The 25,698-nt window shown below is 69.3% G+C and carries 33 protein-coding genes and 1 pseudogene; 18 read left to right on the forward strand and 16 right to left on the reverse strand.

From position 1 onward, the window contains the following. The first annotated feature begins 37 nt into the window (after positions 1-37). Complete coding sequence (locus HF680_RS07940; RefSeq protein WP_185224665.1) at positions 38-1,291, forward strand: tyrosine-type recombinase/integrase; 1,254 nt, start codon at positions 38-40, stop codon at positions 1,289-1,291. On the opposite strand, the gene HF680_RS07945 is transcribed toward HF680_RS07940, so the two are convergent. After that, positions 1,248-1,538 carry a helix-turn-helix transcriptional regulator gene (locus tag HF680_RS07945; RefSeq protein WP_185224666.1) on the reverse strand — a complete coding sequence of 97 codons (291 nt, stop codon included), beginning with the start codon at positions 1,536-1,538 and terminating at the stop codon, positions 1,248-1,250. The genes HF680_RS07940 and HF680_RS07945 overlap by 44 nt on opposite strands. Positions 1,539-1,675: 137 nt before the next feature. Between HF680_RS07945 and HF680_RS07950 the strand changes: the two genes are divergently transcribed. Genes HF680_RS07950 through arsH form a run of 5 tightly spaced genes read left to right on the forward strand, consistent with a single transcriptional unit; the run spans position 1,676 to position 4,700 of the window. Continuing rightward, positions 1,676-2,011: an ArsR/SmtB family transcription factor gene (locus HF680_RS07950; RefSeq protein ID WP_185224667.1), complete on the forward strand. Its 336-nt coding sequence runs from the start codon at positions 1,676-1,678 to the stop codon at positions 2,009-2,011. Positions 2,012-2,018: 7 nt separating this feature from the next. Next, on the forward strand, positions 2,019-2,444 hold the full coding sequence (gene arsC, locus HF680_RS07955; protein ID WP_185224668.1) for an arsenate reductase (glutaredoxin): 426 nt from the start codon (positions 2,019-2,021) through the stop codon (positions 2,442-2,444). Beyond that, the gene (arsB, locus tag HF680_RS07960) at positions 2,441-3,529 is read left to right on the forward strand and encodes an ACR3 family arsenite efflux transporter (RefSeq protein ID WP_184272728.1); all 1,089 of its coding nucleotides are present in this window, start codon (positions 2,441-2,443) and stop codon (positions 3,527-3,529) included. Before arsC ends, arsB begins: the two co-directional genes overlap by 4 nt. Next, positions 3,529-3,948: a GNAT family N-acetyltransferase gene (locus tag HF680_RS07965; RefSeq protein WP_185224669.1), complete on the forward strand. Its 420-nt coding sequence runs from the start codon at positions 3,529-3,531 to the stop codon at positions 3,946-3,948. The genes arsB and HF680_RS07965 overlap by 1 nt, the downstream gene beginning before the upstream one ends. Further along, a complete protein-coding gene (gene arsH / locus HF680_RS07970; protein WP_184272753.1) occupies positions 3,945-4,700 on the forward strand; it encodes an arsenical resistance protein ArsH in 756 nt (251 codons plus the stop codon). The genes HF680_RS07965 and arsH overlap by 4 nt, the downstream gene beginning before the upstream one ends. A gap of 187 nt (positions 4,701-4,887) precedes the next feature. Here the strand turns inward: arsH and HF680_RS07975 are convergent, their stop codons facing one another. The 6 genes from HF680_RS07975 to HF680_RS08000 all read right to left on the reverse strand — a co-directional run bounded on the left by HF680_RS07975 (position 4,888) and on the right by HF680_RS08000 (position 10,316). Continuing rightward, on the reverse strand, positions 4,888-5,997 hold the full coding sequence (locus HF680_RS07975) for a Fic family protein (RefSeq protein WP_185224670.1): 1,110 nt from the start codon (positions 5,995-5,997) through the stop codon (positions 4,888-4,890). A 246-nt stretch (positions 5,998-6,243) separates the two neighbouring features. Then, positions 6,244-8,175, reverse strand: coding sequence for a cytochrome c/FTR1 family iron permease (locus tag HF680_RS07980; RefSeq protein ID WP_185224671.1), 1,932 nt, complete (start codon positions 8,173-8,175; stop codon positions 6,244-6,246). Positions 8,176-8,231: 56 nt separating this feature from the next. Then, complete coding sequence (locus HF680_RS07985; protein ID WP_449374899.1) at positions 8,232-8,666, reverse strand: MerR family transcriptional regulator; 435 nt, start codon at positions 8,664-8,666, stop codon at positions 8,232-8,234. A gap of 13 nt (positions 8,667-8,679) precedes the next feature. Continuing rightward, the gene (locus HF680_RS07990) at positions 8,680-9,042 is read right to left on the reverse strand and encodes a hypothetical protein (RefSeq protein ID WP_205196144.1); all 363 of its coding nucleotides are present in this window, start codon (positions 9,040-9,042) and stop codon (positions 8,680-8,682) included. Between the two features lie 175 nt (positions 9,043-9,217). Further along, positions 9,218-9,823, reverse strand: a complete 606-nt coding sequence (locus tag HF680_RS07995; protein WP_185224673.1) for a matrixin family metalloprotease — start codon at positions 9,821-9,823, stop codon at positions 9,218-9,220. 13 nt (positions 9,824-9,836) lie between these two features. Then, entirely contained in the window at positions 9,837-10,316 is a 480-nt protein-coding gene (locus HF680_RS08000) for a hypothetical protein (protein ID WP_185224674.1), read from the reverse strand. A 415-nt stretch (positions 10,317-10,731) separates the two neighbouring features. Here HF680_RS08000 and HF680_RS08005 point away from each other — a divergent pair, with 415 nt between their 5' ends. Together HF680_RS08005 and HF680_RS08010 are read left to right on the forward strand one after the other, a co-directional pair. After that, on the forward strand, positions 10,732-11,145 hold the full coding sequence (locus HF680_RS08005; RefSeq protein WP_185224675.1) for a four-helix bundle copper-binding protein: 414 nt from the start codon (positions 10,732-10,734) through the stop codon (positions 11,143-11,145). A 358-nt stretch (positions 11,146-11,503) separates the two neighbouring features. Further along, a complete protein-coding gene (locus HF680_RS08010; RefSeq protein WP_235968910.1) occupies positions 11,504-12,040 on the forward strand; it encodes a manganese efflux pump MntP in 537 nt (178 codons plus the stop codon). Positions 12,041-12,084: 44 nt separating this feature from the next. Here HF680_RS08010 and HF680_RS08015 read toward each other — a convergent pair whose 3' ends face one another. Then, positions 12,085-12,492 carry a MerR family transcriptional regulator gene (locus HF680_RS08015; RefSeq protein ID WP_185224677.1) on the reverse strand — a complete coding sequence of 136 codons (408 nt, stop codon included), beginning with the start codon at positions 12,490-12,492 and terminating at the stop codon, positions 12,085-12,087. Between the two features lie 62 nt (positions 12,493-12,554). On the opposite strand from HF680_RS08015, the gene HF680_RS08020 reads away from it, so the two are divergent. Genes HF680_RS08020 through HF680_RS08030 form a run of 4 tightly spaced genes read left to right on the forward strand, consistent with a single transcriptional unit; the run spans position 12,555 to position 14,510 of the window. Then, a complete protein-coding gene (locus HF680_RS08020) occupies positions 12,555-12,941 on the forward strand; it encodes an MFS transporter permease (RefSeq protein WP_185224678.1) in 387 nt (128 codons plus the stop codon). Further along, complete coding sequence (locus tag HF680_RS16165) at positions 12,938-13,156, forward strand: GDCCVxC domain-containing (seleno)protein (protein WP_276568684.1); 219 nt, start codon at positions 12,938-12,940, stop codon at positions 13,154-13,156. Before HF680_RS08020 ends, HF680_RS16165 begins: the two co-directional genes overlap by 4 nt. Positions 13,157-13,189: 33 nt before the next feature. Next, positions 13,190-13,549: a bleomycin resistance protein gene (locus HF680_RS08025; protein ID WP_185224679.1), complete on the forward strand. Its 360-nt coding sequence runs from the start codon at positions 13,190-13,192 to the stop codon at positions 13,547-13,549. Between the two features lie 46 nt (positions 13,550-13,595). Next, positions 13,596-14,510 (forward strand): HEPN domain-containing protein, encoded by a 915-nt coding sequence (locus tag HF680_RS08030; RefSeq protein WP_185224680.1) that lies wholly within the window; start codon positions 13,596-13,598, stop codon positions 14,508-14,510. Positions 14,511-14,589: 79 nt separating this feature from the next. On the opposite strand, the gene HF680_RS08035 is transcribed toward HF680_RS08030, so the two are convergent. Beyond that, positions 14,590-14,826, reverse strand: coding sequence for a hypothetical protein (locus HF680_RS08035; protein ID WP_185224681.1), 237 nt, complete (start codon positions 14,824-14,826; stop codon positions 14,590-14,592). Between the two features lie 436 nt (positions 14,827-15,262). Here HF680_RS08035 and HF680_RS08040 point away from each other — a divergent pair, with 436 nt between their 5' ends. From HF680_RS08040 to HF680_RS08060, 6 genes and pseudogenes are all read left to right on the forward strand, one after another. Beyond that, positions 15,263-15,559 carry a DUF736 domain-containing protein gene (locus HF680_RS08040; protein WP_185224682.1) on the forward strand — a complete coding sequence of 99 codons (297 nt, stop codon included), beginning with the start codon at positions 15,263-15,265 and terminating at the stop codon, positions 15,557-15,559. A 70-nt stretch (positions 15,560-15,629) separates the two neighbouring features. Further along, the gene (locus tag HF680_RS08045) at positions 15,630-16,517 is read left to right on the forward strand and encodes an ArdC family protein (RefSeq protein ID WP_185224683.1); all 888 of its coding nucleotides are present in this window, start codon (positions 15,630-15,632) and stop codon (positions 16,515-16,517) included. 51 nt (positions 16,518-16,568) lie between these two features. Further along, a pseudogene (locus HF680_RS16245) lies at positions 16,569-16,766 on the forward strand (DUF4238 domain-containing protein); the annotation flags it as partial. Continuing rightward, positions 16,706-17,680, forward strand: coding sequence for a DUF4238 domain-containing protein (locus tag HF680_RS08050; protein WP_394353525.1), 975 nt, complete (start codon positions 16,706-16,708; stop codon positions 17,678-17,680). The pseudogene HF680_RS16245 and the gene HF680_RS08050, both read left to right, overlap by 61 nt. Positions 17,681-17,837: 157 nt before the next feature. Then, positions 17,838-18,359: a plasmid mobilization relaxosome protein MobC gene (gene mobC / locus HF680_RS08055; protein WP_185224685.1), complete on the forward strand. Its 522-nt coding sequence runs from the start codon at positions 17,838-17,840 to the stop codon at positions 18,357-18,359. 5 nt (positions 18,360-18,364) lie between these two features. Next, a complete protein-coding gene (locus HF680_RS08060; RefSeq protein WP_185224686.1) occupies positions 18,365-19,384 on the forward strand; it encodes a relaxase/mobilization nuclease domain-containing protein in 1,020 nt (339 codons plus the stop codon). 15 nt (positions 19,385-19,399) lie between these two features. Here the strand turns inward: HF680_RS08060 and HF680_RS08065 are convergent, their stop codons facing one another. Genes HF680_RS08065 through HF680_RS08095 form a run of 7 tightly spaced genes read right to left on the reverse strand, consistent with a single transcriptional unit; the run spans position 19,400 to position 25,698 of the window. Then, entirely contained in the window at positions 19,400-20,041 is a 642-nt protein-coding gene (locus tag HF680_RS08065; protein ID WP_185224687.1) for an LPD7 domain-containing protein, read from the reverse strand. Continuing rightward, a complete protein-coding gene (locus tag HF680_RS08070; RefSeq protein ID WP_185224688.1) occupies positions 20,041-21,894 on the reverse strand; it encodes a type IV secretory system conjugative DNA transfer family protein in 1,854 nt (617 codons plus the stop codon). Before HF680_RS08070 ends, HF680_RS08065 begins: the two co-directional genes overlap by 1 nt. After that, positions 21,860-22,867, reverse strand: coding sequence for a P-type DNA transfer ATPase VirB11 (virB11, locus tag HF680_RS08075; protein ID WP_185224689.1), 1,008 nt, complete (start codon positions 22,865-22,867; stop codon positions 21,860-21,862). The genes HF680_RS08070 and virB11 overlap by 35 nt, the downstream gene beginning before the upstream one ends. Then, positions 22,867-23,991: a type IV secretion system protein VirB10 gene (gene virB10 / locus HF680_RS08080; protein ID WP_205196147.1), complete on the reverse strand. Its 1,125-nt coding sequence runs from the start codon at positions 23,989-23,991 to the stop codon at positions 22,867-22,869. Before virB10 ends, virB11 begins: the two co-directional genes overlap by 1 nt. Beyond that, positions 23,988-24,815 (reverse strand): TrbG/VirB9 family P-type conjugative transfer protein, encoded by an 828-nt coding sequence (locus HF680_RS08085; protein ID WP_185224690.1) that lies wholly within the window; start codon positions 24,813-24,815, stop codon positions 23,988-23,990. Before HF680_RS08085 ends, virB10 begins: the two co-directional genes overlap by 4 nt. Then, positions 24,812-25,495 (reverse strand): virB8 family protein, encoded by a 684-nt coding sequence (locus HF680_RS08090; RefSeq protein WP_185224691.1) that lies wholly within the window; start codon positions 25,493-25,495, stop codon positions 24,812-24,814. Before HF680_RS08090 ends, HF680_RS08085 begins: the two co-directional genes overlap by 4 nt. Further along, the gene (locus HF680_RS08095) at positions 25,492-25,698 is read right to left on the reverse strand and encodes a hypothetical protein (RefSeq protein WP_185224692.1); all 207 of its coding nucleotides are present in this window, start codon (positions 25,696-25,698) and stop codon (positions 25,492-25,494) included. The genes HF680_RS08090 and HF680_RS08095 overlap by 4 nt, the downstream gene beginning before the upstream one ends.

Genomic DNA, 25,698 nt, shown 5'->3' on the forward strand with positions numbered 1-25,698 from the left:
CCGAAAACGCCTGACGGTCTTTTGGAGTGAAAACGGCATGCTCACCGACGCTGAATTGCGAAATACACGTGGAAAAACGAAGCCTTACAAAAAGACCGACAGGGACGGTTTGTACGTCCTCGTAACACCGACAGGCGGCATCGCTTTCAAGTACGACTACCGCTTCAACGGGCGGCGCGAGACGGTCACGTTCGGCGCCTACGGCCCGACCGGGCTCTCGCTCGCCAGGGCGCGGGAGAAGCTGGTCGAGGCGAAGCGCCAGATCGCCGAAGGCGTTTCGCCGGCGCTGGACAAGCAGCGGGTCAAGCGCCGGCTGAAGGAGGCCCAGAGGTTCGAGCAGGTGGCGATCCGATGGATGGATCATGCTCCGATGGCGGACAGCACCCGCAACATGCGGCGGTCCATCTTCAACCGGGAAATCCTGCCTCAATGGCGCACCCGCCTGCTGAACGAGATCACCCCCAACGATCTTCGCGCCCACTGCAAGACGATCGTCGAGCGGGGCGCGCCGGCGACGGCCGTGCACGTGCGCGACATCGTCAAACAGATATACGCCTACGCCATCCTGCACGGGGAGAAGATCGACAATCCCGCCGACGGGGTGGGGCCGGCCTCGATCGCCACCTTCCGGCCACGTGACCGGTCGCTGTCGCCAACGGAGATCCGGATCGCGCTGAGCCTGCTGGGGGAGGTGGCGACCCTGCCGACGATCCGCCTCGGCATGAAGTTCATCCTGCTGAGCATGGTTCGCAAGAGTGAGCTGCAGGATGGCGTCTGGGACGAGGTCGACTTCGCCAATGCGGTCTGGTCGATTCCGAAGGAGCGGATGAAGCGGTCGCGGCCGCACAACGTCTATCTCTCGACCCAGATGCTCGACATCCTGATCGCGCTGAAGACCTGCGCCGGAAACTCCCGTTACATCCTGCCCTCGCGCTATGACGCCGACGCGCCGATGTCGCGGGCGACCTTCAACCGGGTGACCTCGGCGATCGCCGAGCGGGCGCGCGAGCGAGACCTGCCGCTGGAGCCCTTCACGGTCCACGACCTGCGGCGCACCGCCTTGACGCTGTTGCACGAGATGGGCTTCAACTCGGACTGGATCGAGAAATGTCTGGCCCACGAGGAGCGGTCGTCCCGCGGCGTCTACAACAAGGCCGAGTTCGAGGCCCAGCGCCGTCACATGGCCCAGGAGTGGTCGAACGCCGTGGACGCCTGGGAGGCCGGGCGGGCGTTCACGCCCGTGCTCGTCATCCCGGAAACGGCCGGACCTCGCTTCGATCCGCGGCTCTGACCGGTCGGCTGACCCGCTTGCGCACGTCGGGCGGCGGAGCCCTGCGGATCGGCTTGGCCCGGCGAAGCGCGAGCCAGGCCTCGACCTCGGCGAGATCCCAGACCACGCAGCGCGGCGTCAGCAGGAACCGTCTCGGAAACTGGCCGCGCTGCTCCATCTCCCAGATGGTGCTGTCGGCCAGGGGCACCATCTGGCGCAACTGGGGCTTCTTGATCGTACGCTTCAGCGGGGGGTCGGCCTGGGCCATCGAATATCTCCACAGTGTCGTGGGAATCGAAGTCGAAAGACCGCGTCAGGCCTAGCCGCCAACCTCTCGACCGTAGGCTTACTGCGTTGTGCGCGGAGAGGGCTTGCACATATCCATATTTCGACTAATTCGGAACTATGGAAACCGAACCCGCGATCCTGGCGCTCGCCGCCCTGGCGCAATCGACGCGGCTGGAGGCGTTCCGCCTGCTCGTGCGTCACGAACCCGGCGGCTTGCCGGCCGGTGAAATCGCAAACCATCTGGCGATCCCGGCCAACACCCTGTCGTCCCATCTGGGCGTCCTGACCCGCGCGGGGTTGATCAGGTCGGAGCGGCGCAGCCGGTCGATCATCTACCGGGCCGACCTTGATCGGCTTCGCGACCTGGTCCTCTTCCTGCTCAAGGACTGCTGCGGGGGCAGGGCGGACCTGTGCGAACCCCTGCTGGCTGAACTCGCGCCCTGTTGCCCCTAAGGATCCCGTGGACATCGTCATCTATCACAACCCCGCCTGCGGGACGTCGCGCAACGCGCTCGAGCTGATCCGCCACGTCGGCATCGAGCCGCATGTCGTGCAGTATCTGAAGACCCCGCCGTCGCGCGCCATGGTCGCCTGGCTGGCCGAACGCACCGGCGCGCCGCTGCGAGACCTGTTGCGCGAGAAGGACACGCCCTTCGCCGAACTGGCGCTCGGGAATCCCGACCTGACGGACGATCAGCTTCTGGACGCGATCGAGGCCCATCCGATCCTGCTCAACCGGCCGATCGTCGTCAGTCCCTTGGGCGTCAGGCTCTGCCGGCCGTCCGAAGCCGTGCTTGACCTTCTGCCCGCTGAGGGCCTCAAACCCTTCACCAAGGAGGACGGCGAGGTGGTCATCGACGTCGACGGCCGGCGGGTGGGACGATGATCGATACGCCCGTGTCGGAGGCCGCGCCGCCGCGCCGCCTGTCCTTCCTCGACCGCTGGCTGACGGCGTGGATCTTCGCCGCCATGGGTCTGGGCGTCGCCTTGGGAACCCTGGTTCCCGGCCTTCCCGCCTGGGTCGACAGCCTTTCGGTCGGCGCGACCAACATCCCGATCGCCATCGGTCTGATCCTGATGATGTACCCGCCGCTGGCCAGGGTCCGCTATGAGGCGCTGCCGCGCGTGTTCGCCGACAGGCGCGTGCTGGCCCTGTCCCTGTTCCAGAACTGGGTGCTGGGTCCGGTGCTGATGTTCGTCCTTGCGGTCATCTTCCTGCGCGATCAGCCCGAATACATGACCGGCGTCATCCTGATCGGCCTGGCGCGGTGCATCGCCATGGTGCTGGTCTGGAACCAGCTGGCGCGGGGCGACAACCAGTATGTGGCCGGGCTCGTCGCCTTCAACTCGATCTTCCAGATCCTGTTCTTCAGCCTCTACGCCTGGATCTTCCTGACGGTCCTGCCGCCGCTGTTCGGCCTGCAGGGCAGCGTGGTCGACGTCAGCGTCTGGACCATCGCCGGCGCCGTTCTGATCTACCTCGGCCTGCCGTTCCTGGCCGGCTTCCTGACCCGCCGCAGTCTGATCGCCCGCCGGGGCGCCGACTGGTACGAGCGCCGCTTCCTGCCGCGCATCGGGCCGATCACCCTGGTCGCCCTGCTGTTCACCATCGTGGTCATGTTCAGCCTCAAGGGCGGCGAGGTGGTGGCTCTTCCGCTCGACGCCCTGCGCATCGCCATTCCGCTGACCATCTACTTCCTCGTCATGTTCGTGGTCAGCTTCCTCCTGGGCAGGCTGATCGAGGCCGACTATCCGCGCACCACAGCCCTGGCCTTCACAGCGGCCTCGAACAATTTCGAACTGGCCATCGCGGTGGCCATCGCCGCGTTCGGGCTGACCTCGCCGGTGGCCTTCGCGGCGGTCATCGGGCCGCTGGTCGAGGTGCCGGTGCTGATCCTGCTGGTGTCGGTCGCGCTGTGGATGGGCCGGCGCTGGTTCCCGGACACCGCCCCGCCGGCGGACGTCGTCTGATGATCGGGCTTCACCGCGTCGATGCAAACGATTCCGGTCTGATCGCCGCGCTCAGAACCGAGGGCCTGCCGGACCCCGGCGCCGGCCGCTACTTCCGCGCCGACGACGACAGCGCCCTGGCCGGATACGTCGGCTTGGAAGGGCAGGGGCGGGACCTGCTGCTGCCCTCCCTGGTCGTATCCGCCCACAGGAAGGCGCAAGGCCTCGGAAGCCGCATCCTGACCGCCGCCGAAGCCGTGGCGAGCGACATGGGCGGGGAACGTCTTCACCTGCTCACCACGACGGCCGAGCCCTTCTTCATCCGGCGCGGCTTCGTCGCCGCCGATCGGGAGACCGCGCCCGAAGCGATCCGGCGAACCGGCGAGTTCACGGACATCTGCCCGGCCTCGGCCGCCTATCTCACCAAGGATCTCGGATGACCTTCGCGCGTCTGCGGCCGCTGCCGGATCCGGATCATCTGCCGGCCCTGGACGCGGCTTTTCTGTCGAGCGATCCGGCGGGCGGCCTGGGTCCGCACGACCACCCGCCACGCATTCTTCTCCTGTACGGGTCGCTGCGCGAACGCTCCTACTCGCGGCTCTGCGTCGAGGAAGCGGCCCGCCTGCTGCAGCGCATGGGATGCGAGACCCGCATCTTCGACCCGTCCGACCTGCCCCTGCCGGGCGCGCCCGGCGACGACGACCATCCGGCGGTGCGCGAGTTGCGCGAGCACGCCCTGTGGTCGGAAGGCATGGTCTGGTGCAGCCCGGAGCGGCACGGCCAGGTGTCCGGCCTGATGAAGCTGCAGGTCGACCATCTGCCGTTGAGCCTGGGCGGCATGCGCCCGACCCAAGGCCGGACGCTCGCGGTCATGCAGGTGTCGGGCGGCTCCCAGAGCTTCAACGCCGTCAACACCCTGCGCCTGCTGGGCCGCTGGATGCGGATGATCACCATCCCCAACCAGTCCAGCGTGGCCAAGGCCTTCCAGGAGTTCGACGAGGCGGGGCGGATGAAGCCCTCGGCCTACTATGCGCGCATCGTCGATGTGATGGAGGAACTGGTGCGCTTCACCATCCTTGTCCGGCCCCACGCGTCCCAGCTCGTGGACCGCTATTCCGAGCGCAAGGCGGCCGGAATTCCGGTCGACGCCGCCGCCGATCTCCCGGCTATCGCCATCGCGCGTCAGGCTTGAGGCCGCGTCGGCGGCGGCTTGGGGCGTCGCGCGCTTGGCAAAGGTCGTAAGTCGCCACTTCTGGGGAAATAAGCTGGCGTCTTGGCGTAACTCGCCAGAAGTGGCGAATTGCGATTCACCCTGTTGAGACCCGCTTCTTGAGCGGAGCCGCCCCGCCCAGAGTCCCGCCGGCGCCGTAGGAGGCCGCCTATCCTCGATCGACCAGGGAGTAGCTCGTGCTGCGCCCGCCGCCTTCATCCTTCACGAGGATGCCCCGATCCACCAGATCGTTGATGTCGCGCAAGGCCGTGTCGGGCGAGGACTTCGTCAGCGCCGCCCATTTGGTCGAGGTGAGCTTGCCTTCGAAGCCGTCGAGCAGCCGGTTGATGACCGTGCTCTGGCGCCCGCTCAACGTCTGACCGGCGAGCGCCTCCCAGAAGCGCGCCTTGCGCATCACATGGGTCAGGGTGGCTTCCGCGCCGTCGAACGCGCGATCGAGGCAGCCAAGGAACCAGTCCAGCCAGAGGGTCACGTCAAGCGCGCCTTTCTGGGTCGTCTCCAGGGTGGCGTAGTAGTCCTTGCGCTCCAGCCGGATCTGGGCGGACATGCTGTAGAAGCGCTGGGCGCTTTTCTCGGAGCGGGCGAGCGCCATGTCGGCGATCGCGCGTGCGATCCGGCCATTCCCGTCGTCGAACGGGTGGATGGTCACGAACCACAGGTGAGCGATCGCGGCCTTGAGGACCGGATCCGTCCGCGGCTCGTCATTGAACCAGTCGAGGAACACCCGCATCTCGTCCTGCACACGGGCGGCGGGCGGCGCTTCGTAGTGCACGCGCTCTCGTCCGAAAGGGCCCGAGACGACCTGCATCGGGCCGGAGTTCTCGTTGCGCCAGGCGCCGACGACGATCTTCGTCATGCCGCTGCGCCCGGTCGGAAACAGGGCGGCGTGCCAGGCGAACAGGCGGTCCTCGGTGAGCGGAGACGCAAAGTTCTGGGTCGCGTCGAGCATCATCTCGACCACGCCGTCGACGTTGCGGTCCGCAGGGGCGAGGGCTCCGATATCCATGCCGAGGCGGCGGGCGATCGAGGATCGCACCTGATCCTTGTCGAGCAGTTCGCCTTCGATTTCGCTGGACTTGAGGACGTCTTCGGTGAGGGTCTCGAGAACCGCTTCAGCGCGCAGGTCGAAGCCGAGCGTATGCATCCGGCCAAGTAGAAGGCCCTGGCGGTGACGGACCGCCGCGAGGCGCTCGGCGAGCGCGTCAGCGCGCCAGTCCAGACGCGGCCAGCCTTCGATCTCGTGGATGTACTCCGCCATTCACCGCACTCCTTGCGGAGAATATGGGCGTTATTCGCCGTAAGAGCAAGGCTATTCTCCGCGCATGGTGCGGAGAATAGGGAGCTTAATCTCCGCACACCAAGGCTGGGCTCTCACAGCCATCGGCTGCAGCCCCGCATCTTTGGTATCCGCGGATCGTTCGGGTATCGGCGCCCTCGTGCCCAAGCGGCGCCGATATCCTTGCCGACGGGCCGCAGTCTGAGGGCCGCAGACGGAGACGGCCGCTCAAGAGGCCGGCCGCGCGCCCTTCGGCGTCCCATGCCGAGAGAAGCCGACCACGAGGATGGCGATCGTCAACAGCTGAACGGCGACGCCTTCGACGGTCGGATAGAGGCCGAGGATCTCGATGCGGGGGATCCAGGCCAGGGGGTGGACATCGAGCCAGCCCGCCTCCTGCAGCGCCGCCACCCCCTTGCCGACCAGGACGACCGAGAGGACAGCCATGAGGATCGAGCTCAGGGAGAAGAACCGGCCGATCGGCAGGCGCTTGCTGTAGGCCAGCAGGGCCCAGGCCACCACGGCCAGGATCGCCACCGCCGTCAGGGCGCCGGCCAGCATGCCGACATGGCCGCCCTGGCTCCATATCGCCGCATAAAACAGGATGGTCTCGAACACTTCCCGGTAGACCACCACGAAGGCCAGCAGGAACAGGAACCAGGCCGACCGTTTGGACAGGGCGTGGGAGAGCTTGTCGCGGATATAGGTCTGCCAGGCGTCGGCGTGCGACTTGCCGTGCATCCAGATGCCGACCGAGACGAGCACGACGGCGGCCAGAAGCGAGCCGAAGCCCTCGGTGAGCTCCCGGCTGGCGCCGCTGATGGAGATGAAGAAGGTCGCGGCCGCCCAGGTGGCGCCGCCGGCGACCAGCGCGGCCACCCAGCCGCCGTGGACGTAGCGCAGCACCTCGGGGCGTTCGGCCTTCCTGAGGAAGGCGATCATCGCCACCACGATGAGCAGGGCCTCCAGGCCTTCGCGCAGCAGGATGGTGAAGGCGCCGAGGAAGCTGGCGAGATTGTCCGCCTCCTGGGGCGCGAGGGCCCGCTCGGCCGTGTCCAGCAGGGCGTTCGCACGCGCGACCCGGTCCGCGACCTCCCGGGCGGGCGCGCCCCGGCTGATCGAGACGCGCAGCTCGGTCATAGCGGTCTCGACCCGGCGCATCAGGGCGCTGTCCCGGGCGCCGAGGGCCGGCTCGATCGGCTCGACGCCGTCGAGGTAGGCGGACAGCGCCAGGTCCGTCGCCGCCTTGCGGTTGCCCCGGCGATAGGCCGCCTCGCTCTCCGCCAGGCGCGTCCGCGCCAGGGTCAGCGTCGATCCGGCCGGGCGCGCCGCCGCCTCGGGATGACGCCGCAGATAGGCGGTCAGGGCTCGCGCCCGGGGTTCGCCGAGGCGGGTGGCCAGGTCGGCCGGCGTGGTCTGGGTGAGGGCGGCCAGGTCGGGGAAGGCCGCACGGACCGCGGGATCGCCGTCCCACAGGCGCTTGCCATCGGCGGCTTCGGCGTCGGTGAAGGCGAAGCGGCCGACATAGAAGGCCAGCGCCCAGCGGTCCTCGGCCGGAAGGTGCGAGAAGCTGGCCATCGCCGTGCCCTCCAGCCCCTGGTCGATCACCTGGTAGAGGCCGAAGACGCTGCGCTGGCGGGCGCGCTCCAGGTCGGCGAAGGCGATCGCCGGCGGGTCGAGCCCCTCGGCGCCCGGGCCGTCGGCGCGACCGGTCGCGCCGTGGCAGACAGCGCACTGCTCGGCATAGAGGGCGGCGCCGCGAGCCAGGTCGGGCGGGAACGAAGGCGCCAGCGGGCTCGGATAGGCCGTCAGCACCGCGCCGGCCAGGGCCTTCGCCCGGGCGCCGACGACGGCCGGATCGGCCTTGTCCCGGATGGCCGCCTGCAGGCCCGCGGCGTCGCGCGCCAGAGCGGCCTTGGCCGGGTTGGCCGGCAGGGCGTCCAAACGCGTCCGGATCTGGGTGCTGAACTCGATCATCTCGCCGTATTCGGCCGGGTTGACGATCTCGCCATCGGCCACAGCGCCGGCGTAGTCGACCGCCACATAGTCGAGCAGCCGCCAGGCCACCTGGGCCTCCGAGGCGGACGGGGCCTGGGCGAGGGCGGGGCCAGCCAGCGCCATGGCGAACAGCAGGGCGAGCAGGTGGAACAGAGGACGCATGGGAAACCTAGTTGTGAGCGGCTCGCATTAGCATTCGCGCCGCGAGACTGTCGCGCTCAAAGCGACGCCGGGTGATCGTGCAGGGCTTCGATCACCTTGCAGGCCGAGACCCGGCCACCGGCGCATTCCGCCGTCATCCGCGAGAGCTCGCCTTGCAGCGCCCTGAGCTGGGCGATCTTCTGCTTCACCTCGGCCAGGTGGCGTTCGGCGATGACGTTCGCCTCGGCGCAGGGCCGGTCCGGGTGATCGGACAGGTCCAGCAGGGAGCGGATCGAGTCCAGGTCGAAGCCCAGCTGGCGTGCATGCCGGATGAAGGACAGGCGGCGCTCCGCCGCGTCGTCATACATGCGCCGGTCGCTGGCGGTGCGCGGCGGCGCGGGAAGCAGGCCGATCTCTTCATAGAAGCGGATTGTCGGAACCTTGACGCCGGTGGCGGCGGCGAGCTTGCCGATCGGGCGCAGGCCCGATGAAGCCCGGCACCCTGGCGCCACAAAGCCGTTCGAGTCAGTCGGCCCGCCGAAGCGGCGGCAGATCGATCGATCGATAAATTTGTTCGACCGTCGCGCAGCTGGCTTCGTCCCGGCAATGGCCGGTCGCGCCTAGCTCCATGCCATTAGCGGCGGCGGGCGCGGACTGCAGGGTCGGTACATCCGGCAGTCTCACCCTGAGACGAAGCGTTCGCCCGCCGGCAAATGCGTCTTGCGCATCGTGCCGAACCAAGTCGGCGTTCCGGCCGTCAACCAGAACGGTCTCTTTCGACCAGCCCGTCCGGCCCAAGGCACCTTCCGGGAAGCCGACCTGAGGCCGGTATTCGAAGGTGATTTCGGAGGACCCGTCGCCGACGGCGATGAAGCTCGGGTCGACCACGCCGGGCGGCTTCGGTATTTCCCGGAAACCAGGGGGGAGGGCGATCTCACAGCAACGGTCGAAGGTTATGGTGCGCCATTCCGGCGGGGTGATCGAGCCGCCTTCCGGTTCCTGTTCGCAGCCGCTGAGCAGAACCAGGGCGGTCGACGCCAGGGCAGGGACGACGACCGACCATCTAGCGCGCACCGTACTGCCTCCGAAGCTCGAGCGTCTCGGCCGAACAGGGGCGCGTCCTTGGATCCCCCGCATAGGTGCCGTAGCTCATGACGCAGCTATAGTCGCCATGGTGACCGAAGCCGAGCGCATGACCGAGTTCGTGAAGCGCCACGTATTCGTAGCTGTAGCGCGTCGATGAAACCCCGCCGGAGTGCGGGCACTGCAGATCCCCGTCTGCCGTATAGTAGCTGCCGTTCCAGAACAGCATCTGGTCGTTGATCCCGATCCAGGCCGAATTCATGGTCGTTCCTGTGCTGGGGTAGCGCGTGGTCTGGCCCGGCACGGACGGTGACAGCCGCTGGGGGGCGAAGGTTACGCGGCCAGTATAGGCCTGATAGTCGGTCTGGTAATTTTGCGAAGACCATCCGTAGTTCCACAGCGACCCTTGGCCATTCCAGGTGGAGATCGCCCTCTGGGTGGCCGGATCGCAGGCGGGCGGAAGGTCGACGTGAATAAAGACCTGGGCCGACGGAGAGGCCCATTTCCGCTCCATGGGCGGCGTCTGGGCGAGCGCCGGTGCGGTCGCCAGGGTCAGGCACGAGGCGAGGGTGACGAGCGTCTTCATTCGGAACTCCGGGTTAAAGACCTGCGGCGGTTCGGGCCGCGGCCAGCGAGCCGACGGGCGGCTGACCGATCACGGTCGGCAGCAACTGCTCGCCCCTCACGACGAAACCCGGCAGCAGCTGGGCATAGGCGCCTGTTCGCGGTGAACGCCCCGCTTCCGCGACGAGTTGTTCGTAATAGTCTCGCGAGAGCAGCAGCAGGAACCGGTCGCCGGCTTCCGGGCGCAGATCGGTGCTCACATCCATGTCCGCGCCGGAAACCTGGCGTACAACGAAGTCGGCGCCCGCTGGCAGGTCTCCCTTCAGGCTTTCGACGACGCGGAAACCGATAGAAGATCCGAACCCGTCGCCGCCGTCGGCTTGACGCGCCTGCACCGCCTCGGCGACGACGACAACGGGAGCCAGGGTCGCCTGCTGGGCGAAAGTCGCTTCCCCCCGAATGGCGGCGGACGCCGCTTCGAAGAGATCGACCCCGCGAGCGCGCAGCCGCCGCACGTCGCTGGGATTGGCCCCGGCGGCGACTAGGAGGTGAATGCTTTCCGTTGTCAGGGTGCTCTCCAGCCGCTCTCGCGTAGCTCCTTGGCGTCCCAGCCCAGGCGGACTTATGCGTGACGAGGCGAGCAGCGCGCGAAACTGCCCGTCCCTGCCGGAAAGTCCGCGTCTGGCGAAGGCGTTCTCCCGACCGCGCTGCCGTTCGGCTGTCCGCGCCAAGAAAGCCTCGACCGGGTTGGCTACGGCAGCCGGTCTCCCGACGCCCGGCGGCTGGGCGTCGCTCGCCCCCGAGGGCGCGGTCTGGCTGCCGGCTGGAGGGCTGTAGGCGACGGACGCAAACGCGAAGCCTCCCAGGCTCCACCGTTCGGAACATCAGTTCAACGCCCGGGTTTGATTCCGATCAGCCAAGGAGCCCCTGATGCAAATCCAACCGATGATCAGCACCCATCCGGACGTGCGCGGCTGCGTCAATGACAGCCTTGTTCGCGCGATCGAGGCGGCCTACGGCTGCGCCGCCGTGTGCCGCATCTGCGCCGACGCCTGCCTCGCCGAGGAGATGGTGAGGGATCTGACCCAGTGCATCCGCCTCGATCTCGACTGCGCGGATGTCTGCTTGGCCACGGCAGGCCTCGCCGCGCGGCGCGCCGGCAGCAACGAGGCCTTGATCAAACGCATGCTCGAAACCTGCGCCGAGATTTGCACCGATTGCGCTGTCGAATGCGAGAAGCACGCGGAGATGCATGAGCATTGCCGCATCTGCGCCGATGAATGCCGCCGCTGCGAAGGCGCCTGCCGGGCGGCCGAGGCCTCGATCACGCCTTCGCGCCACTGAGGCGAACGTCGTCGCCAAGGCTTGGCCCGACACGTGCTGGACGATGTCCGTCGCCCAAGCACCCTCGCCCGGGCCGGTGATCTCAACAAGCGCACGATCATGATGCGTCGTCTTGTCGATGGACCTCTGTACGCAACGCCGGCTAGAAGGCCGCTTCCTGTTGGGGAGTAGCTTCCGGCGATTCATCGTCGGGGCCGGGTCAACACACTCGCGCTTGGCGCGTGGTCCGGCCAGCGGAACCGCCGCCTAGCGAGACCAGCGCGTCCCACCGCCGCACCGGCCGGGAAGGGAGGCGCTGTTCGTTGCCCGGTGGATGCCCGTCATGACTCCCGTCGCCATCGCCGTCCTGTCCCTCAGCATGTCCACTGACGCGTTCGCGGCAGCGGTCGGCCGTGGCGCTTCGCATCGACCGACCCTGCCAGGCGCGGTCAAGGCGGGACTGGTGTTCGGCGTCATCGAGGCCATCACGCCCTTGATCGGCTGGGCGCTTGGCATGGTCGCCGCTGGCCTCGTCGAAAGGATCGACCACTGGATCGCGTTCGGCTTGCTGGCCGCTGTCGGCGGCAAGATGATCTGGGAAGCGACCCGTCCGCGGTCGGAGGAAGCGGGCGAGGCGCCCCGCCGGTCCGGACCGTGGGGGCTGATCGCCACGGCTGTCGGGACCAGTATCGACGCTGCCGCCGTCGGCGTCGGCCTTGCCTTCATTGGAGCCAATATCTGGGTCATCGCCGCTTCTATCGGCGTCACGACCTTTTTGCTGACCACTGTCGGCATGCTGATCGGTCGGGCGGTCGGCCAGCGCTTCGGCAAAATGGCCGAACTGATCGGCGGCCTTGCCCTCGTCGCGCTCGGCCTGACTATCCTGCTTGAGCACCTGGGCTTTATCGGCGCTTGATCTGGCGTGAGCCTGTCCGCTCCCCGGGGCGCTCCGGCCCGCATCTATGCGATCGAGCCCAGTTCTTCGATCACCGGACACCGGACTCGGCCGCCCTCACTGCAGTCTGCGACGGCCTGCTTAAGCACCAATCGCAGCCGTTCGAGGTCCGCGATCTTGGCGTCCACGCTGGCGAGGTGGTCCTGGGCCATGTCGCGAACTTGGCAACACGCCTGCACGCCGGGCTCGCTGAGCGCGATCAGCCGCCGAATGGCGTCGATGCCGAAGCCCAGCTCGCGTGACCGACGGATGAAGCGCAGGCGTTGGGCGTGTTCCGGCTCGTAGCTCCTGTGGCCGCCGTCGGTCCGGGCCGGGGCTGGCATCAGGCCGATCCGCTCGTAATAGCGCACCGTTTCCAAGTTCACTCCCGCGCTGGCCGCGAGACGCCCGATCGTCAAACTTCGTGTGGACATGGCTCTTGATCCCGTAGTGGCTACGGGTTGTAGCCTCTAGCAGAAATCGAACGGGAGGCTCCATGGCCATCGATCAACACCGACCGAGAGATCCTGAGGTCGCCGTCAGCGCCTCGGCGGCCATCGGCGCCGCCGCCTCGGTGTTCGCCTGGGCCGCCTGCTGCGTGCTGCCCCTCGCTCTGTCGGTGGCGGGCGTATCCTTCGCCGGGGCCGCCGTCATCGCTGGCGCGAGAAACTGGCTGACGCTCCTGGCCGCCGTCATCCTCGCCGCCGGCTGGTTGCTCCATTGGCGCCGTCTGCGCATGTGCAAGAAGGACGGCGCATGCCGGCGCCCTTCGCGCCTGGCGTTCTGGCTGCTGGTGACCGCCAGCGTGCTGATCGTCCTGTCCCTGGCGTGGCAGCCCTACATCGAGCCCTGGGCCACGCCCCGACTGGCGGCGATGCGATGACGGCCGCCTTCGTTCTGGAGTCGACGCTGACCTGCCCGCATTGCGGTCATGTCGCGACGGAGACCATGCCCACCGACGCTTGCATCTGGTTTTACGATTGCCTCGGGTGCGGCTTGAAGCTGAAGCCGTTGCCGGGCGACTGCTGCGTATTCTGCTCCTATGCCGACGTGCCGTGTCCTCCGATCCAAGTGGATGGGAAGGGCTGTTGCGGCTAGGCTTCGGTGGCATCGCCGCATTCGGAGCTCGCCGTGACCGACCACGCAACGCCCAACCTGCCGTCGCGGGACTTCGAAACCACCTCCCGGTTCTACGCCAAGATCGGCTTCGAGGAGGGCTGGCGCGACGAAGGCTGGATGATCTTCAAACGGGGCGAACTCACGCTCGAGTTCTTCCCGCATCCGGACCTGGATCCGCTCACCAGCAACTTCAGCTGCTGCCTGAGGCTCGACGATCTGGACGCATTTTACGCAGCCTGCCTTGTCACCGGCCTGCCGGAAACCTGTTGGGGTCAACCCCGCTTGCACCCGCCAAAGGTCGAGGATTCAGGGCTGCGGATCGGCGCGCTGATCGACCCGGACGGGACCTTGGTCCGCCTGATCCAGAACTGAGGCTTCGCGCCTTGCTCCGATGCACTCCTTGGGCGAGACTCGCCCGATGAAGACTTCGATCGATCATCTGCCGCCGCGCAAGCAGGTGGAGCTGCGCCGGGTAGTCGAGGTGATCCGCGAGTCGTTCGCCGAGGCCGTCTCGACCCGCCGGGCCGAGCGGCTGAAGAACGGCAATATTCTCAAGATCATCCTCTATGGCTCTTATGCGCGCGGCGACTGGGTCCACGATCCGGTCGGACGCTATTTTTCGGACTTCGATCTGCTGATCGTCGTCGATCATGAAGACCTGACCGACGGCGAGTTCTGGCACGACGCCGAGAACAAGCTGATGCCGGGCGAGACACTGATCCGCACGCCGGTCAGCCTGATCGTGCACAGTCTTGGCGACGTGAACGAGCAGCTGGATCGCGGGCGCTACTTCTGGGCCGACATCGTGCGCGAGGGAATCGTTCTGTTCGACACGTCTGGCGCCAAGCTCCACAAGCCGGCGGACTTGAAGGCGAAGGTCGCCTTGGCCGAGGCGGAACAGCACCTAGAAAAGTGGATGGCCAGCGCCACTGGGGCGCAAAAGGGAGCCCGATTTTTCATCGAGAACGATCAGCCGAACTGGGCAGCGTTCTTACTCCACCAAGCCTCCGAGCATCTCTATCACTGCGTCCTGCTCGTGGTGACGCTCTACAGCGGCAAGGCGCACAACCTCGCGTTCCTACGCAAGAAGTGCGAAGCCATCGACGTCCGGCTGGCCGAGGCTTGGCCACGCGAGACCAAGTTCGAGCGCCGTTCCTTCGAGCTGCTGCGCGAGGCCTATGTGAAGGCTCGCTACTCCAAACACTACAAGATCAGCGCCGAGGAACTGGCCTGGCTGACGGAGCGGGTCGAGATTCTGCGGGCCGTCGCGACGACCGTGTGTCAGGAGCGCCTCGACCAGTTGCGCGAGGCGGCGCGCGATGACGACGCCTAGGACCGCCGATCTCACGCCGTAACCGCGACCGATGCACCAGCGAGCGCGGCTTTGGATCGGCGGTCGCCGATACGGGCGTTCAGTGCAGCACTTCGCCGCCGACCGGATCGACCTGACGCAGCTGGCCGGCGGCGTCCTGGACGAAGACCTCGACCCGCGCGCCCCTGTCGATCAGGGTCGTCGCCTTGACGAGCGCGGACTCGATGGCGTCAACGCTGAAGTCGAAATGCCCCGAGGTTCGGCCGTCGCGAAGAACCCGCCAGTCGCCATCGCCGCGGATCACAGCGAACTGGATGGTGTCGGGGTGCATCGCCAAGCGATCGCCTCCTTACGCGTCCGCCGGTCATGCGTGCGGTCGTAGCCAATCTACAGGCCTTCTCTGGGCAGGTTCAAGAAGGCCCTGATCGAGCCGATGTGCAGGGCCAGAAGGTCGGACCGGATCGGGTCATGCGCGGGGAGGGCTCCGAGGCGGGGTGAGGGTCTCTCGCCGGCGGGCCAGCCCGCGCGGCCTCTCGAAGGGCTTGATCTGACCGAAAGCCGTCCGTCTTCCGCAACCGGCGCGGGGCGAGTTTCTTCCCCGGCCTGGCGGCCTCCTCGCGCAAGTCAAGAAACACGCCCCGCCCGGTCCTTCGCATGCGCTGCGGGGTCTCTCACGCCTGCGGCGCTGCGACCTGCGGGCCGTCCGTCTCCCGGTCCGTCGATCGCCATCGAGGCCGCGGCAGGCGTGGCCCGACAGCAAAGGAGAGACTTCCATGGCCACCATCGGTTCCTTCACCCAGCAAGCAGACGGAAGCTACAGCGGTTCGATCAAGACCCTGACCCTCAACGTCAAGGCGGCCCAGCTCCGGGCCAACGAGAAGACCGACGACAAGGCTCCAGACTTCCGCATCTTCTCCGGCCAGACCGAGTTCGGCGCCGCCTGGAAGAAGACCAGCCAGCAGAACCGCGACTACCTGTCGGTCAAGCTCGACGATCCCAGCTTCCCCGCTCCGATCTACGCCTCCCTGGTCGAGATCGAAGGCGGACACAGCCTGATCTGGTCCCGCTGAGCGAGCCGCGGCGGCGCTGACGACAGCGCCGCCGCCCCTTCTTCACATCCCATTTTTCGAGGAGGCCGCCATGTCGCGCCCCGACGAACCCTCACGTTCCGATCTCCACACCCGCATCACCCGCCAGATCGTCGCCCAGCTCGAAGCCGGCGTCCGGCCCTGGACCCAGCCCTGGGCCGCATCCGAAAGCGTCAGCCGGCCGCTCAGGCACGACGGCACGCCCTACCAGGGCATCAACGTCGTCCTGCTGTGGGGCGAGGCCGCGGCCCGAGGCTTCCAGTCCGCCACCTGGATGACCTTCCGTCAGGCGCTGGCGCTGAACGCCTGTGTCCGCAAGGGCGAGCGGGGTTCCACCGTCGTCTACGCCGATCAACTGGTCCGCACCGACGCCGATGACGCCGGCGAGGAGGCGACCCGGCGAATTCCCTTCCTGAAGGCCTACACCGTCTTCAACGTCGAGCAGATCGAGGGCCTGCCCGCGTCGTACGCTCCGGCGCCGACGCCGGTCCTGAACTCGGGTCAACGCCTCGCTCGGGCCGAGGCGTTTTTCGCCGCGACGGGGGCGGAGGTCCGTCATGGCGGCGGATGCGCCTTCTATGCGCCGGAGCCGGACTTCGTGCAGATGCCGGCGTTCGAGAGCTTCCGCGATCCGGAAGCCTATTACGCCACGCTAAGCCACGAGCTGACGCACTGGACCCGGCATCCCAGCCGGCTCGACCGCGACTTCGGACGCCGTCGGCACGGAGACGCCGGCTACGCCCGGGAAGAGCTGGTGGCCGAACTCGGCGCCGCGTTCCTCTGCGCCGACCTCGGACTGGCCCTGCAGCCTCGCGAGGATCACGCCGCCTATCTCGCCTCGTGGCTCCAGGTGCTGCGCGACGACACCCGGTTCATCTTCTCGGCCGCCGCCCACGCCCAACGCGCCGTGGCGTGGCTCCATGCGCTCCAGTCGGGATGATGTCTGGTCTCCGGCGTCAGCTTCAGCCAGCCTTCGCTCAGGAGGGTGGCGATGGCCGACAACAAGAACCAGCATTTTGTCCCGAAGGCCCATCTGAAGCCGTTCTCGGTCGACGGCGAAGGCAAGGCCATTCACCTGTTCAATCTGGACGCCGGCCGGGCCATCCCGAACGCGGCCGTCCGCAAGCAGTGCTCCCACGACTATCTCTACGGTCGGGACGCACAGCTCGAGAGAGCCATCCAGACGATCGAGGGGCGTACGGGTCAGCGATCCAGCGGCTGGTCATCCAGGGCGCGGACCCGACCGGGCTCGATCGCCTCGTGCTTCGCCGGTTTGTGCTTCTCCAGCATCTGCGGACCGAGGCCGCGTCCGTCAGCGCCAGCCAGATCGCCGCCGCCCTGGCGCAGCTGCCGGGGGTCTTACCGGACGGGGCGGCGTTCGACCCGAAGGCGGCGATGCTCGAGGCGGTTCAGGCGGCGATGCTGTTCTATGCGCGCTCGATGAAAATCGTGGACGATCTGCAGATGACGCTCGTCCGGAACCGGACCGCCACGCCGTTCGTGACCTCCGACGATCCGGCGGTTCTCACCAATCGATGGCACCTGCAGAACCCCCGGGCGCGCGGGCTGGCGTTCGGGGTTCGCAGCGGCGGCGCGGTGATGCTGCTGCCGCTGTCTCCGGAGCTGCTCGTCGTCTTCCACGATCCGGGCGTCTACGCCGTTCCGCATCAGGACGGCGTGATCGAGTTGCGACGCGAGGACGACGTGCTGGCGCTCAACGACCATCAGATCCTGAACTGCGCGGCGAACCTGTTTTTCCGGAGATGGGAAGACCGCACCGTGGTCGCGGGCGCGGTGAGGGAGGCGGCCGACCGTCGCCAGACCCCGCGACACCGGACGACCTATGCGGTCCGGGACGAGGTCGTCGGCGAGCACGTTCGCTACGAAGTGCGCCCCCTGGCCGACATCGTTCCGCAGGCCGATCGGGATGTGCTCGTGCACACCGAAACGCTCCGCGCCCGGCCCGCCCGATGGCCGAGGTTTCTGCAGTATCGGCGGGACGGCCGTCTGTACTCCAACGGAACGCGCACCGGGTTCGTGCGCGAAGGATGCCTCGCAGCGGGCTTCGTCGAGGGTGCCGGCTACCGACGCGTCAGGGTCTGAACCCTCCGGCTGGGGCGTCCGGCAGGACGGCGGGCGAGCGGCCGTCTTCGGTCGCCGAGGGGAGGGCGGCTACACCTGAGGCCTACGGGGCGAGGGGGGTGACGGTCTAGGGCAGGATAGGCTTTGCGCCGGCAATGTCTGACAAAGCCCCCGACCGATGGACCGCCTCACCCTTCGTCTTCCACCTGATCTGGCGCGCCGCTTCGACGCCGCGGCGGCCGGTCGCGGCGGGCGCTCGCGGTTCCTGCGCAGCCTGATGGAGGCGGCCGCCCAGGCGCCCGTGCCCGAAGCTCCGGACCGTCCGCCGGGCGGCGGGGCCGGCAAGCTGACCCTGCGCCTCGGGGCGGACGACCTGGCCCTGGTCGAGGCCGTGGCCGCCGGCGTGGGCCTGTCCCGGACCCAATGGTGCGTCGCCCTGATCCGCCGACGTCTCCATGGGTCGCCGCAGTTCAGTCCGCCGGACGCGATCGTCCTCATCGAGGTTCAGCGCGAGCTCCGGCGCATCGGCGTCAACGTCAACCAGATCGCCCGGGCCCTGAACACGGCGGTGATGGAGGGCCAGGTGCTCGACCTGGAGACCGCGCAGCTGGCCGCCTTCACCGAGGAGATTCGCCGCCATCTTCTCGGGCTGCGCGACGCCTTCGAGGGCAATCTCGCCTATTGGGCGTCCGAGCCTTGAGCCCGATGCGGACCCCGTCCGGCTTCGAGGAGGCGCTGCGCCCCCCGGTGGACCTACGGCGGGCGCGGCTGACCCCCGCGGTGCTCGGCAAGCTCTCGTCCAGGGCGCCGGACGCGGCGCGCAGTCAACTCATGCGCGTGGTCCGGGGCGCGCCGGAGGTCATGGTCAAGATCACCGGGCGCACGCGCGACGGCGGCCATCTCGTGCGCCATCTCGACTACATCTCCCGCGACGGCGCCCTGGCTCTGGAGGGGCCGGACGGCGAGCGGCTGGTCGGCCGTGAGGCGGTGAGGACGCTGGCCGGGGACTGGGCGGCGGAGCTGGCCGTGGAGCCGCATCGCCGGAAGGATTCGCCGGCGTCCCTGTCCGTGGTCCTGAGCATGCCGGCCGGGACCGAGCCCTATCGGCTGCACGATGCGGCGCGGGCCTTCGCCGCCGCGACCTTCGGCGACCGGTTCGCCTATGTGTTCGCGCTCCACGACGAGGGACGGCATCCGCACGTGCATCTCACCGTGCGGATGCTGGGTCGGGACGGGGAGAGGCTGAACCCCCGCAAGGCGGACCTGCAGGCCTGGCGCGAAGGGTTCGCCAGGACTCTGCGCGAGCGAGGCGTCGAGGCGGAGGCCACGCCACGCAGGGCGCGAGGCGTGGTGCGCAAGGCCGACCCGATCGCCATCCGGAAACTGCGGGAACGCGCGATGGCGGGTGGGACCGACATGCCCCGCGTCCTCGCCTCGGCCTGGCGCGAGGCGGTCGAGGGCGGGACGGGATCGGAGCCCTGGCGGCGGCCGATCCGCGCCCGCCAGCTGGCGGTCCGTAGGGCCTTCGTGGCCGAGGCCGTCGCCCTGCAGAAGTCTGGGGACGCCGCTGACCAGCGGTTCGGAGAGGCGATCGAACGGTTCGTCCGCGCATTGCCCGAGGTCGAGACCCGCCGCGACCTGCTGCGACGACGGATTGAAGCGGCCAGGGAGACGCCATCCCGCCAGCGGGATGACGGGCGGGCGCCGGGCGGACGCGCTCGATAGGGGCTCGCGCCCCGGTCAGCGGTCGCGGCCGCCCCTGGAGGGCCGGTCTTGCGCGTCGCGCGAGCGCTCCAGATAGGGCGCGGCGCGGGTCCAGGCGCGGGCGATCAGCCGCGCCTGCATCTCGGGATCGACCACCACGGCGCGGACGACCTGGGCGGCCATGGCCAGGCGCGCCTCCACCGTGCGGGAGGCGGGCTTGCGCTCCAGCGATCGGTCGCGGTCCGCCGCGGGCGGGCCTTGGTCGCGACCGGCTGGCGCGGCCGCCGCGCGGTCCCGTTCGGTGGGTCGATGACCTTTCACCTCGAGGCCGAGCGCCTGGGCCTGGACCCAGACCTCGCGCCGGAATGCGTCATCGCCGGCGACGCGGAGGCTCGACCATCCCCGGTGTTCGGCCACCTTGAGCATGTCGGCCACGGTGTCGGGGTAGGACTGGCGGGCGACAAGCGATCGGCCCTTGTCCTGGAACATGGGTTCGCGGGCGCGGTGGTCGCGATAATAGCGTTCGGGACGGCCTTGCCGGTCGCGTTCGACGAGATAGCGGTCGAGCAGGGCGGCGGGGACGTCGCCCTTGTCCAGCGACCGCGCCCGCCGCGCGCCGGCGTCGCCGACGGGCGAGAGGCGATTTGACGGCGCCGCGGTCTTGTCCGGACTGGCCATCAGCGGTCACGCGCCTCCATAAGGGCCGGCCCGGGCCGGCCCGCCGTGTCGATCATCCGGTCGATCCAGTCGCCGAACTCGGCTTCCGAGGCGGCCGACGTGGGCGGGGCGAGACCCTCGGCCGCGAGTTCGGCCGCGAGGCTGTCGAAATCCAGGCTCGGGGTGTCAGAGCCGATCGGCGAGGGGTCGGAGCCCGCGGCCGGCGCCGGGGCGGGCGGAACGACCGGCGCATCGCGGAGACGATCGGTGAAGGCCCGCTCGCGGTAGTAGAGGATCTTGCGCGCCCGGACCGGCGGCAGCCCGGCCTTGAGGACCAGCAGGGCGTCGGCCGGCAGCTGCATCAGCTCCTGCGGCAGCATCAGGGCGCGGCGCTGGTCGGACTCCGTCTGGCTGCGGCGGCCTTGCGCCAGACCGCTCGGCCGGCTGCGGCTGCGCGCGCGGTAGGTGTAGTAGCCGAGCCGTTCGCTGAGGTCCTGGGCGACCTTGAGCTCCTTCGGCGCGAAGACCACCTCGATGCCGCAGTTGGTCAGGATCTCCTCGGCGAGATCCGCGCCGTAGAGGCCGCGCAGCTGGGACGGGCTCTGGATCACCGGCAGCAGCCGCAGGCCATAGCCCGCCACCCAGGCGAAGGCATGCGCCAGGACCGGCGCCCGTCCGAGCCGGGCGAACTCGTCGAGCAGGACGAGCACGGGGCGATCGGTCGGACCGGGCAGGGCGCGGCTGTTCAGGTCGACGAGCTGCTGGAACAGCAGGGCGTAGAGCGGAGCGACGCGCAACAGGTTGTCCGGCGAGGCGCCCAGGTAGAGCGAAAGGCCGCTCTGGCGGACCGTCCGGAGATCGAAGTCGCTGGCGCTGGTGGCGGCGTCGACGGCCGGGTTGAGCCACAGGCCCATCCGGCTGGTGATCGACTGGCGCACCGAGGCGAAGGTGTTTTCGCTCGAGGCGCAGAAGTCGGTGAGGGCCGAGATGCAGCCGGGCGACAGCGGACGGCCCTGGCGGCGGCGCGCCTCGATCAGCGCCGGAAAGCGCAGACGGGGATCGCCCTGGGTCAGCTGGCGATAGATTTCGCCCAGGGTGAAGGGCCGGTCGGGCGTCTCGGCGACGAAGGCACCGACGCCGATGAAGCCGATCCGGGCGGCCTCGGACCAGAACGGGTCGGCGTGATCGCTGCCGGTGAACAGCATGGCGGCCATGCGCTGCAGTTCGTCCAGCACGGCGGCGGGATCGCTCCGCTCGATGTGGGCGAGCGGATTGTACCGGGCCGTGCGCCCGTCCTTCGCCAGGGGATCGAAGAGCAGGACGCGCTGGCCGGCCTCGGCGCGGTAGCCGGCCGTGGCCGCGAAATTCTCGCGCTTGATGTCGAGGACCACCACTGAGCCGGGCCAGGCCAGCAGGTTGGGAATGACGACGCCGACGCCCTTGCCGGTGCGGGTCGGCGCATAGAGGATGACGTGATCCGGCCCGTCAGCGATCAGCAGGCGGTCGCCGGCCCGGCCGAGGATCACCCCCTGACGCGCGCGCAGACCGGCGCGGCGCTGCTCCGAAGCGGACGCCCACCGGGCCGCGCCGTGAAGCGGGCGGCGGGCGTTGAGCGCGACCGCGGCCGCAAGGACCAGGCAGACGAGGCCGCCGGACGCTGAGCCGATCGTCAGCCAGCGGCGGACCTCGGGGTCATGCCGGTAGTAGAGGAACCAGGCCGGGACGCGGGCGGGATCGATGTCGCCGGAGAACCGGCCCAGGCCGATCAGGGCGACGGCCATGGCGAAGACCCCGACAACGCCGAGGCCGAGGAGCGCGGCGGCGCCGAGCAGCGCCGTCCTAGCCGCCGGGCTGGCGCTTGCGAACCGGGTCATGCCAGACCTCCGTCACCCGGAAACGCCCGTCGACCTTCTTCATCTGGATGACAACGTCGACGAGCAGGTGGAGCAGGGCGCGGATGTCCTCGCGCGGCAGGTCGCGACCGCCCTCGGATTCGCGCACCAGCAGGGTGAGCTGTTCGAAGGCCAGGGCGGCGGAATCCGCATGCACCGTGGTGATCGAACCGGGGTGACCCGAGTTGACGTTGCGCAGGTAGAAGAAGGCCGTGCCCTCGCGAAGCTCCTGCAGCAGGATGCGGTCCGGCCGCATCCGCAGGGCGCTTTCCAGAAGCTGTTTGGGGCCGATCCGGGCCAGACCCTGCCCGTCCTTGGAATAGACGAGGTGGACGACATTGCGGTGCGGCACCACGAACTCGCGGGTGTCCTCGATCGTCAGCAGGCGCTCGTGATCCGGAATCAGCTCGATCAGCCCCTTGGCCAGGGTGGTCTTGCCCGAGCCCGTCGCGCCGGAGATCAGGATGTTGCGCCGGGCCGCCACCGCCAGGGTGAGAAAACCCGGCCAGTCGCGGGCCTCGCGCAGCCGCACCAGTTCGGCGTCGGCGGGGTCGGACGCGTCGGCCCGGGCGTCGGCGACCTGGTCGAACAGGCCGGCCGCGGAAAAATCCTTCAGACCCAGGCGGCGCCGCGACGGCTTTCTCAGCGTCAGGGACAGGCCTCCGTCGGCCGCGACCGGCGGCAGGACGATCTGGCAGCGGATGTCGCCGGGCAGGGTGGTCGAGCAGATCGGCTGTTCGGGGCCGACGTCCTGCCGGGTGTAGGCCGCGGCCGCCACCGCCAAGGTGCGGAGCCAGGCCTCGGTCAGCTCCGGCGCCTCGGACCAGCGCCAGGCCCCGTCGGCCTCGACCCCGACCTCGCCGGGCCGGTTGATGACGACCTCGGTGACGGACGCCGGCTCCAGGAAGGGGCGCAGCGGCGCGATGTAGTGATCCAGAACGGAGGTGTCGTCCATCAGCGCGGCCGCAGCTGATAGACCCCGGAGAAATCCAGGTCCTGGGCCACGAAGATCGACACCTCGGCCCCCTGACCCTTGCGCAGCGTCGGCGGGATGTCGACCGAGCCCTGAAGGGCGACGCTCGCGGCGTCGGACGGCAGGCGGGCCGTGGCGGAACCGCCGTCGCTCCGACCCACGGCGGCGTAGACGCCGTCGTCGACGATGGAAAGCAACAGGGCGCCGCCGAACCGGTCCCAGAACCGGGTGTCCACGTCGCCGTCGAAGCCCGAACGGCCGAGCGCGTCGGCGGCCGGCGAGGCGAGGGCGACGGCGACGCCAGTGGGCGTCACGGCCCGGGTCCACAGGACGAACAGCCGGCGCCGGCCCTGTTGCAGGCCGCCGCGATACTCGCCGAGCACCCGGGTGCCGCGTTCCATCAGCACCACGGCGCCGTTGTCCGACCAGGCGTCGCGCGGCAGGACGCAGGTCACATAGCCGGGCGTGGTGCTGTCCATGGCGGTCTGCAGGACGCAGGGCACGCTGGTCCCTGCGGTGATCAGAAGGTTGCGGTCCGGCAGACGGCCCGCCCGCGCCTGGCTCACCGGCGTGATCTGACGCAGCTGGTCGAGCGAGGTCGGGGCGCCCGGAGGCAGGGAGGGCGCCACGACCGGCGGCGCAGTCGATGGGCCGCCGCCGGCGCGGCTATAGGCGAGGACGGGCGCGCGCCGGGCGCTTTCGGCCAGTGCGCGCCGCTGTTCCGCCGGCGAAGGACCGGATGCGGTCGGCGCCGGGTCCCGGGGACCCGCCTCAAGGGGCGGGACGACCTCCCCGTCGGTCAGCGTCGGCGCATACGGATCGACGGCGCCGTCGTCCAGCAAGGGCGGTGTTTCGCGGCGGGCAGGCTCGAACGGCGCCGTCTGCCGGGGCGGCTCGTCGCGCCGGGTCGGCTCGGCGCCGTCCGCGTCGCCGCGGTCCCAGCTTGCGATCAGGAAGACGCCGCACCCGACCGCCAAGGCAGCGAGGGTGACGACCTTGCCCTGCCGTCCGCCGAGCCGGCCGGCGATGGGCGAGACGCCGCGGTCGGTCGCCGGCGACGGCGGCTTCGGATCTTCCGGCGGCGGGGTCGGATCGAGGTGGCTCATGACGGGCTCCCCGCCGGCGCGCGATCGACGGCGGGCGAGGCCGTGCCGGTGCCGAGGCCCACGCCGCGGGCGTCATGGGCGTCGTTGAACAGGCAGAGGACCGACCGCCCCCGCCTCAACCGCAAACCGCGCACGACGCCATGGATGACCACGAATTCGCCGCGCACGTCATAGGGGACGAGACGCTCGGACCCGTCCTCCCCGACCTCGAACAGGGCCGGCAGGGCCTGGACGCCTGGGAAGCGCAGCACGGTGAAGCGGCCGTTGTCGCTGACCTCGCTGGGCTGCAGGGCGGCGTCGCCCTGGGCCGACCAGGCCAGGTTGCGGGCGCCCTCGACGATGCCGCGCTCCAGCTCAAGACTGATCAGGCGCTGCTCCACCGCCTCGGCCGAGGCGGCCAGGGTGCGGGCCGCCTCGGCCTGTTCGTCGGCCGGGTAGCGGAACCGGACCTGATAGGCGATGGCGGTGCGGTCGCCGGTGTCGCGGGCCACAAGTTCGAAGGCGTAGTGCCGGGCTGCGCCGCCGCGATCGGTGACGACCAGCAGATTGGTCGGCTGGTGACGTTCGCGAGGCTTGAGGAAGAGCACCGAGCCTTCCGCGGCCACCTCCCAGGCGACGCTGTCCCCGATCGCGGCGTGACGGATGGTCTCCTCGGGCGAGAAGACGATCTGGGTCGCCGTGCGGAACGCCCCGGCGATCCGGTAGACGGCCGCCGGATCGTAGGTGAGCTCGTGGATCCGGGGATCGGGCAGAGTCTGCGCCGCCACGGGGGAGGTCAGGGCGAGCCCGGCGATGAGGGTCAGGAGGGGTCGGGGGGATTTCATCGGATGACCTCCGGATCGGCGCGGTAGGACGTGACCTGGAAGCCGAGGGGGTTTCTCAGCCGGTCCGGTTCGGACATCGGCGCGCGGGTGTAGGTGAAGGCGATGGTGGCGATCCAGTCGCTCTCCACCGTCTGCTGGGCCTGGCGGACCGTGCGGTGGAAGCGGACGTTGGCGACGCCGTCGTTGATGAAGCCGATGGCCCGGATCGAGACGATCGCCTCGCCGTCGCGCCCGTAGAGGTTCTGCGGGCTCGCCGGATTGGAGCCGCGGAACAGGTCGGCCCAGCGCCGCTGCTCCGACGGGGCGGACAGGATGGAGACGAGCCGGAAGGCGTCTTCGGCGGCCGGATCGAGGTAGCCCTCGCGGTGGCGGACGTACTGGGCGAGGAAATATTTGCTGACGGCCTCGTCGTAGCGAACCGGGCCGTCCTCGGCCGAAAGGCCGCGCACCACGTCGACCGCGCCCGTGGTCTGATCCACCCGGATGACGAAGGGTTCGGTGGATTTCAGCGGCGTCAGCATGGCCACCGCGCCGGTCGAGATCACCGCCAGACCCGTGGCCAGGGCGGCGGCCGACCAGGCGAGACGGCGCGACCGCAGCGCGGACGCCAGCCGGTCCTGATCCCAGCGCCGCGCCTCCGCGAAGTAGCGCTTCAGATCGGGGGAGGGCACGCCGCTCATGCGCAGCCTCCCGCGCCCGGGTTGACCGCGGCGCCAGCCGCCGGCGCGGCCGGTTGCGGCGGGGCCTCCGGGGCGAGCACCGAACCATGTGGATTGGCCGGCCGCCGGTCTGAGCCGTCGCAGGCGGGCAGGACGGGATCGCCCCGGTGGGCGCAGCCGGCCAGCAGCATCAGGCCGGCGAGCAGAAGGGGTCGGCAGGTCAT

The organism is Brevundimonas huaxiensis (assembly GCF_014218725.1).
In the GTDB taxonomy this organism is placed as follows: Bacteria; Pseudomonadota; Alphaproteobacteria; order Caulobacterales; family Caulobacteraceae; genus Brevundimonas; species Brevundimonas huaxiensis.

Excerpts from the sequence above, each read along its gene's own strand:
- HF680_RS07940 (WP_185224665.1), top strand. The coding sequence starts at position 38 with ATGCTCACCGACGCTGAATTGCGAAATACACGTGGAAAAACGAAGCCT.
- HF680_RS07945 (WP_185224666.1), bottom strand. The coding sequence starts at position 1,538 with ATGGCCCAGGCCGACCCCCCGCTGAAGCGTACGATCAAGAAGCCCCAG.
- HF680_RS07950 (WP_185224667.1), top strand. The coding sequence starts at position 1,676 with ATGGAAACCGAACCCGCGATCCTGGCGCTCGCCGCCCTGGCGCAATCG.
- arsB (WP_184272728.1), top strand. The coding sequence starts at position 2,441 with ATGATCGATACGCCCGTGTCGGAGGCCGCGCCGCCGCGCCGCCTGTCC.
- HF680_RS07965 (WP_185224669.1), top strand. The coding sequence starts at position 3,529 with ATGATCGGGCTTCACCGCGTCGATGCAAACGATTCCGGTCTGATCGCC.
- arsH (WP_184272753.1), top strand. The coding sequence starts at position 3,945 with ATGACCTTCGCGCGTCTGCGGCCGCTGCCGGATCCGGATCATCTGCCG.
- HF680_RS07975 (WP_185224670.1), bottom strand. The coding sequence starts at position 5,997 with ATGGCGGAGTACATCCACGAGATCGAAGGCTGGCCGCGTCTGGACTGG.
- HF680_RS07980 (WP_185224671.1), bottom strand. The coding sequence starts at position 8,175 with ATGCGTCCTCTGTTCCACCTGCTCGCCCTGCTGTTCGCCATGGCGCTG.
- HF680_RS07995 (WP_185224673.1), bottom strand. The coding sequence starts at position 9,823 with ATGAAGACGCTCGTCACCCTCGCCTCGTGCCTGACCCTGGCGACCGCA.
- HF680_RS08005 (WP_185224675.1), top strand. The coding sequence starts at position 10,732 with ATGCAAATCCAACCGATGATCAGCACCCATCCGGACGTGCGCGGCTGC.
- HF680_RS08010 (WP_235968910.1), top strand. The coding sequence starts at position 11,504 with ATGTCCACTGACGCGTTCGCGGCAGCGGTCGGCCGTGGCGCTTCGCAT.
- HF680_RS08015 (WP_185224677.1), bottom strand. The coding sequence starts at position 12,492 with ATGTCCACACGAAGTTTGACGATCGGGCGTCTCGCGGCCAGCGCGGGA.
- HF680_RS08020 (WP_185224678.1), top strand. The coding sequence starts at position 12,555 with ATGGCCATCGATCAACACCGACCGAGAGATCCTGAGGTCGCCGTCAGC.
- HF680_RS16165 (WP_276568684.1), top strand. The coding sequence starts at position 12,938 with ATGACGGCCGCCTTCGTTCTGGAGTCGACGCTGACCTGCCCGCATTGC.
- HF680_RS08030 (WP_185224680.1), top strand. The coding sequence starts at position 13,596 with ATGAAGACTTCGATCGATCATCTGCCGCCGCGCAAGCAGGTGGAGCTG.
- HF680_RS08040 (WP_185224682.1), top strand. The coding sequence starts at position 15,263 with ATGGCCACCATCGGTTCCTTCACCCAGCAAGCAGACGGAAGCTACAGC.
- HF680_RS08045 (WP_185224683.1), top strand. The coding sequence starts at position 15,630 with ATGTCGCGCCCCGACGAACCCTCACGTTCCGATCTCCACACCCGCATC.
- mobC (WP_185224685.1), top strand. The coding sequence starts at position 17,838 with ATGGACCGCCTCACCCTTCGTCTTCCACCTGATCTGGCGCGCCGCTTC.
- HF680_RS08060 (WP_185224686.1), top strand. The coding sequence starts at position 18,365 with ATGCGGACCCCGTCCGGCTTCGAGGAGGCGCTGCGCCCCCCGGTGGAC.
- HF680_RS08065 (WP_185224687.1), bottom strand. The coding sequence starts at position 20,041 with ATGGCCAGTCCGGACAAGACCGCGGCGCCGTCAAATCGCCTCTCGCCC.
- HF680_RS08070 (WP_185224688.1), bottom strand. The coding sequence starts at position 21,894 with ATGACCCGGTTCGCAAGCGCCAGCCCGGCGGCTAGGACGGCGCTGCTC.
- virB11 (WP_185224689.1), bottom strand. The coding sequence starts at position 22,867 with ATGGACGACACCTCCGTTCTGGATCACTACATCGCGCCGCTGCGCCCC.
- virB10 (WP_205196147.1), bottom strand. The coding sequence starts at position 23,991 with ATGAGCCACCTCGATCCGACCCCGCCGCCGGAAGATCCGAAGCCGCCG.
- HF680_RS08085 (WP_185224690.1), bottom strand. The coding sequence starts at position 24,815 with ATGAAATCCCCCCGACCCCTCCTGACCCTCATCGCCGGGCTCGCCCTG.
- HF680_RS08090 (WP_185224691.1), bottom strand. The coding sequence starts at position 25,495 with ATGAGCGGCGTGCCCTCCCCCGATCTGAAGCGCTACTTCGCGGAGGCG.
- HF680_RS08095 (WP_185224692.1), bottom strand. The coding sequence starts at position 25,698 with ATGACCTGCCGACCCCTTCTGCTCGCCGGCCTGATGCTGCTGGCCGGC.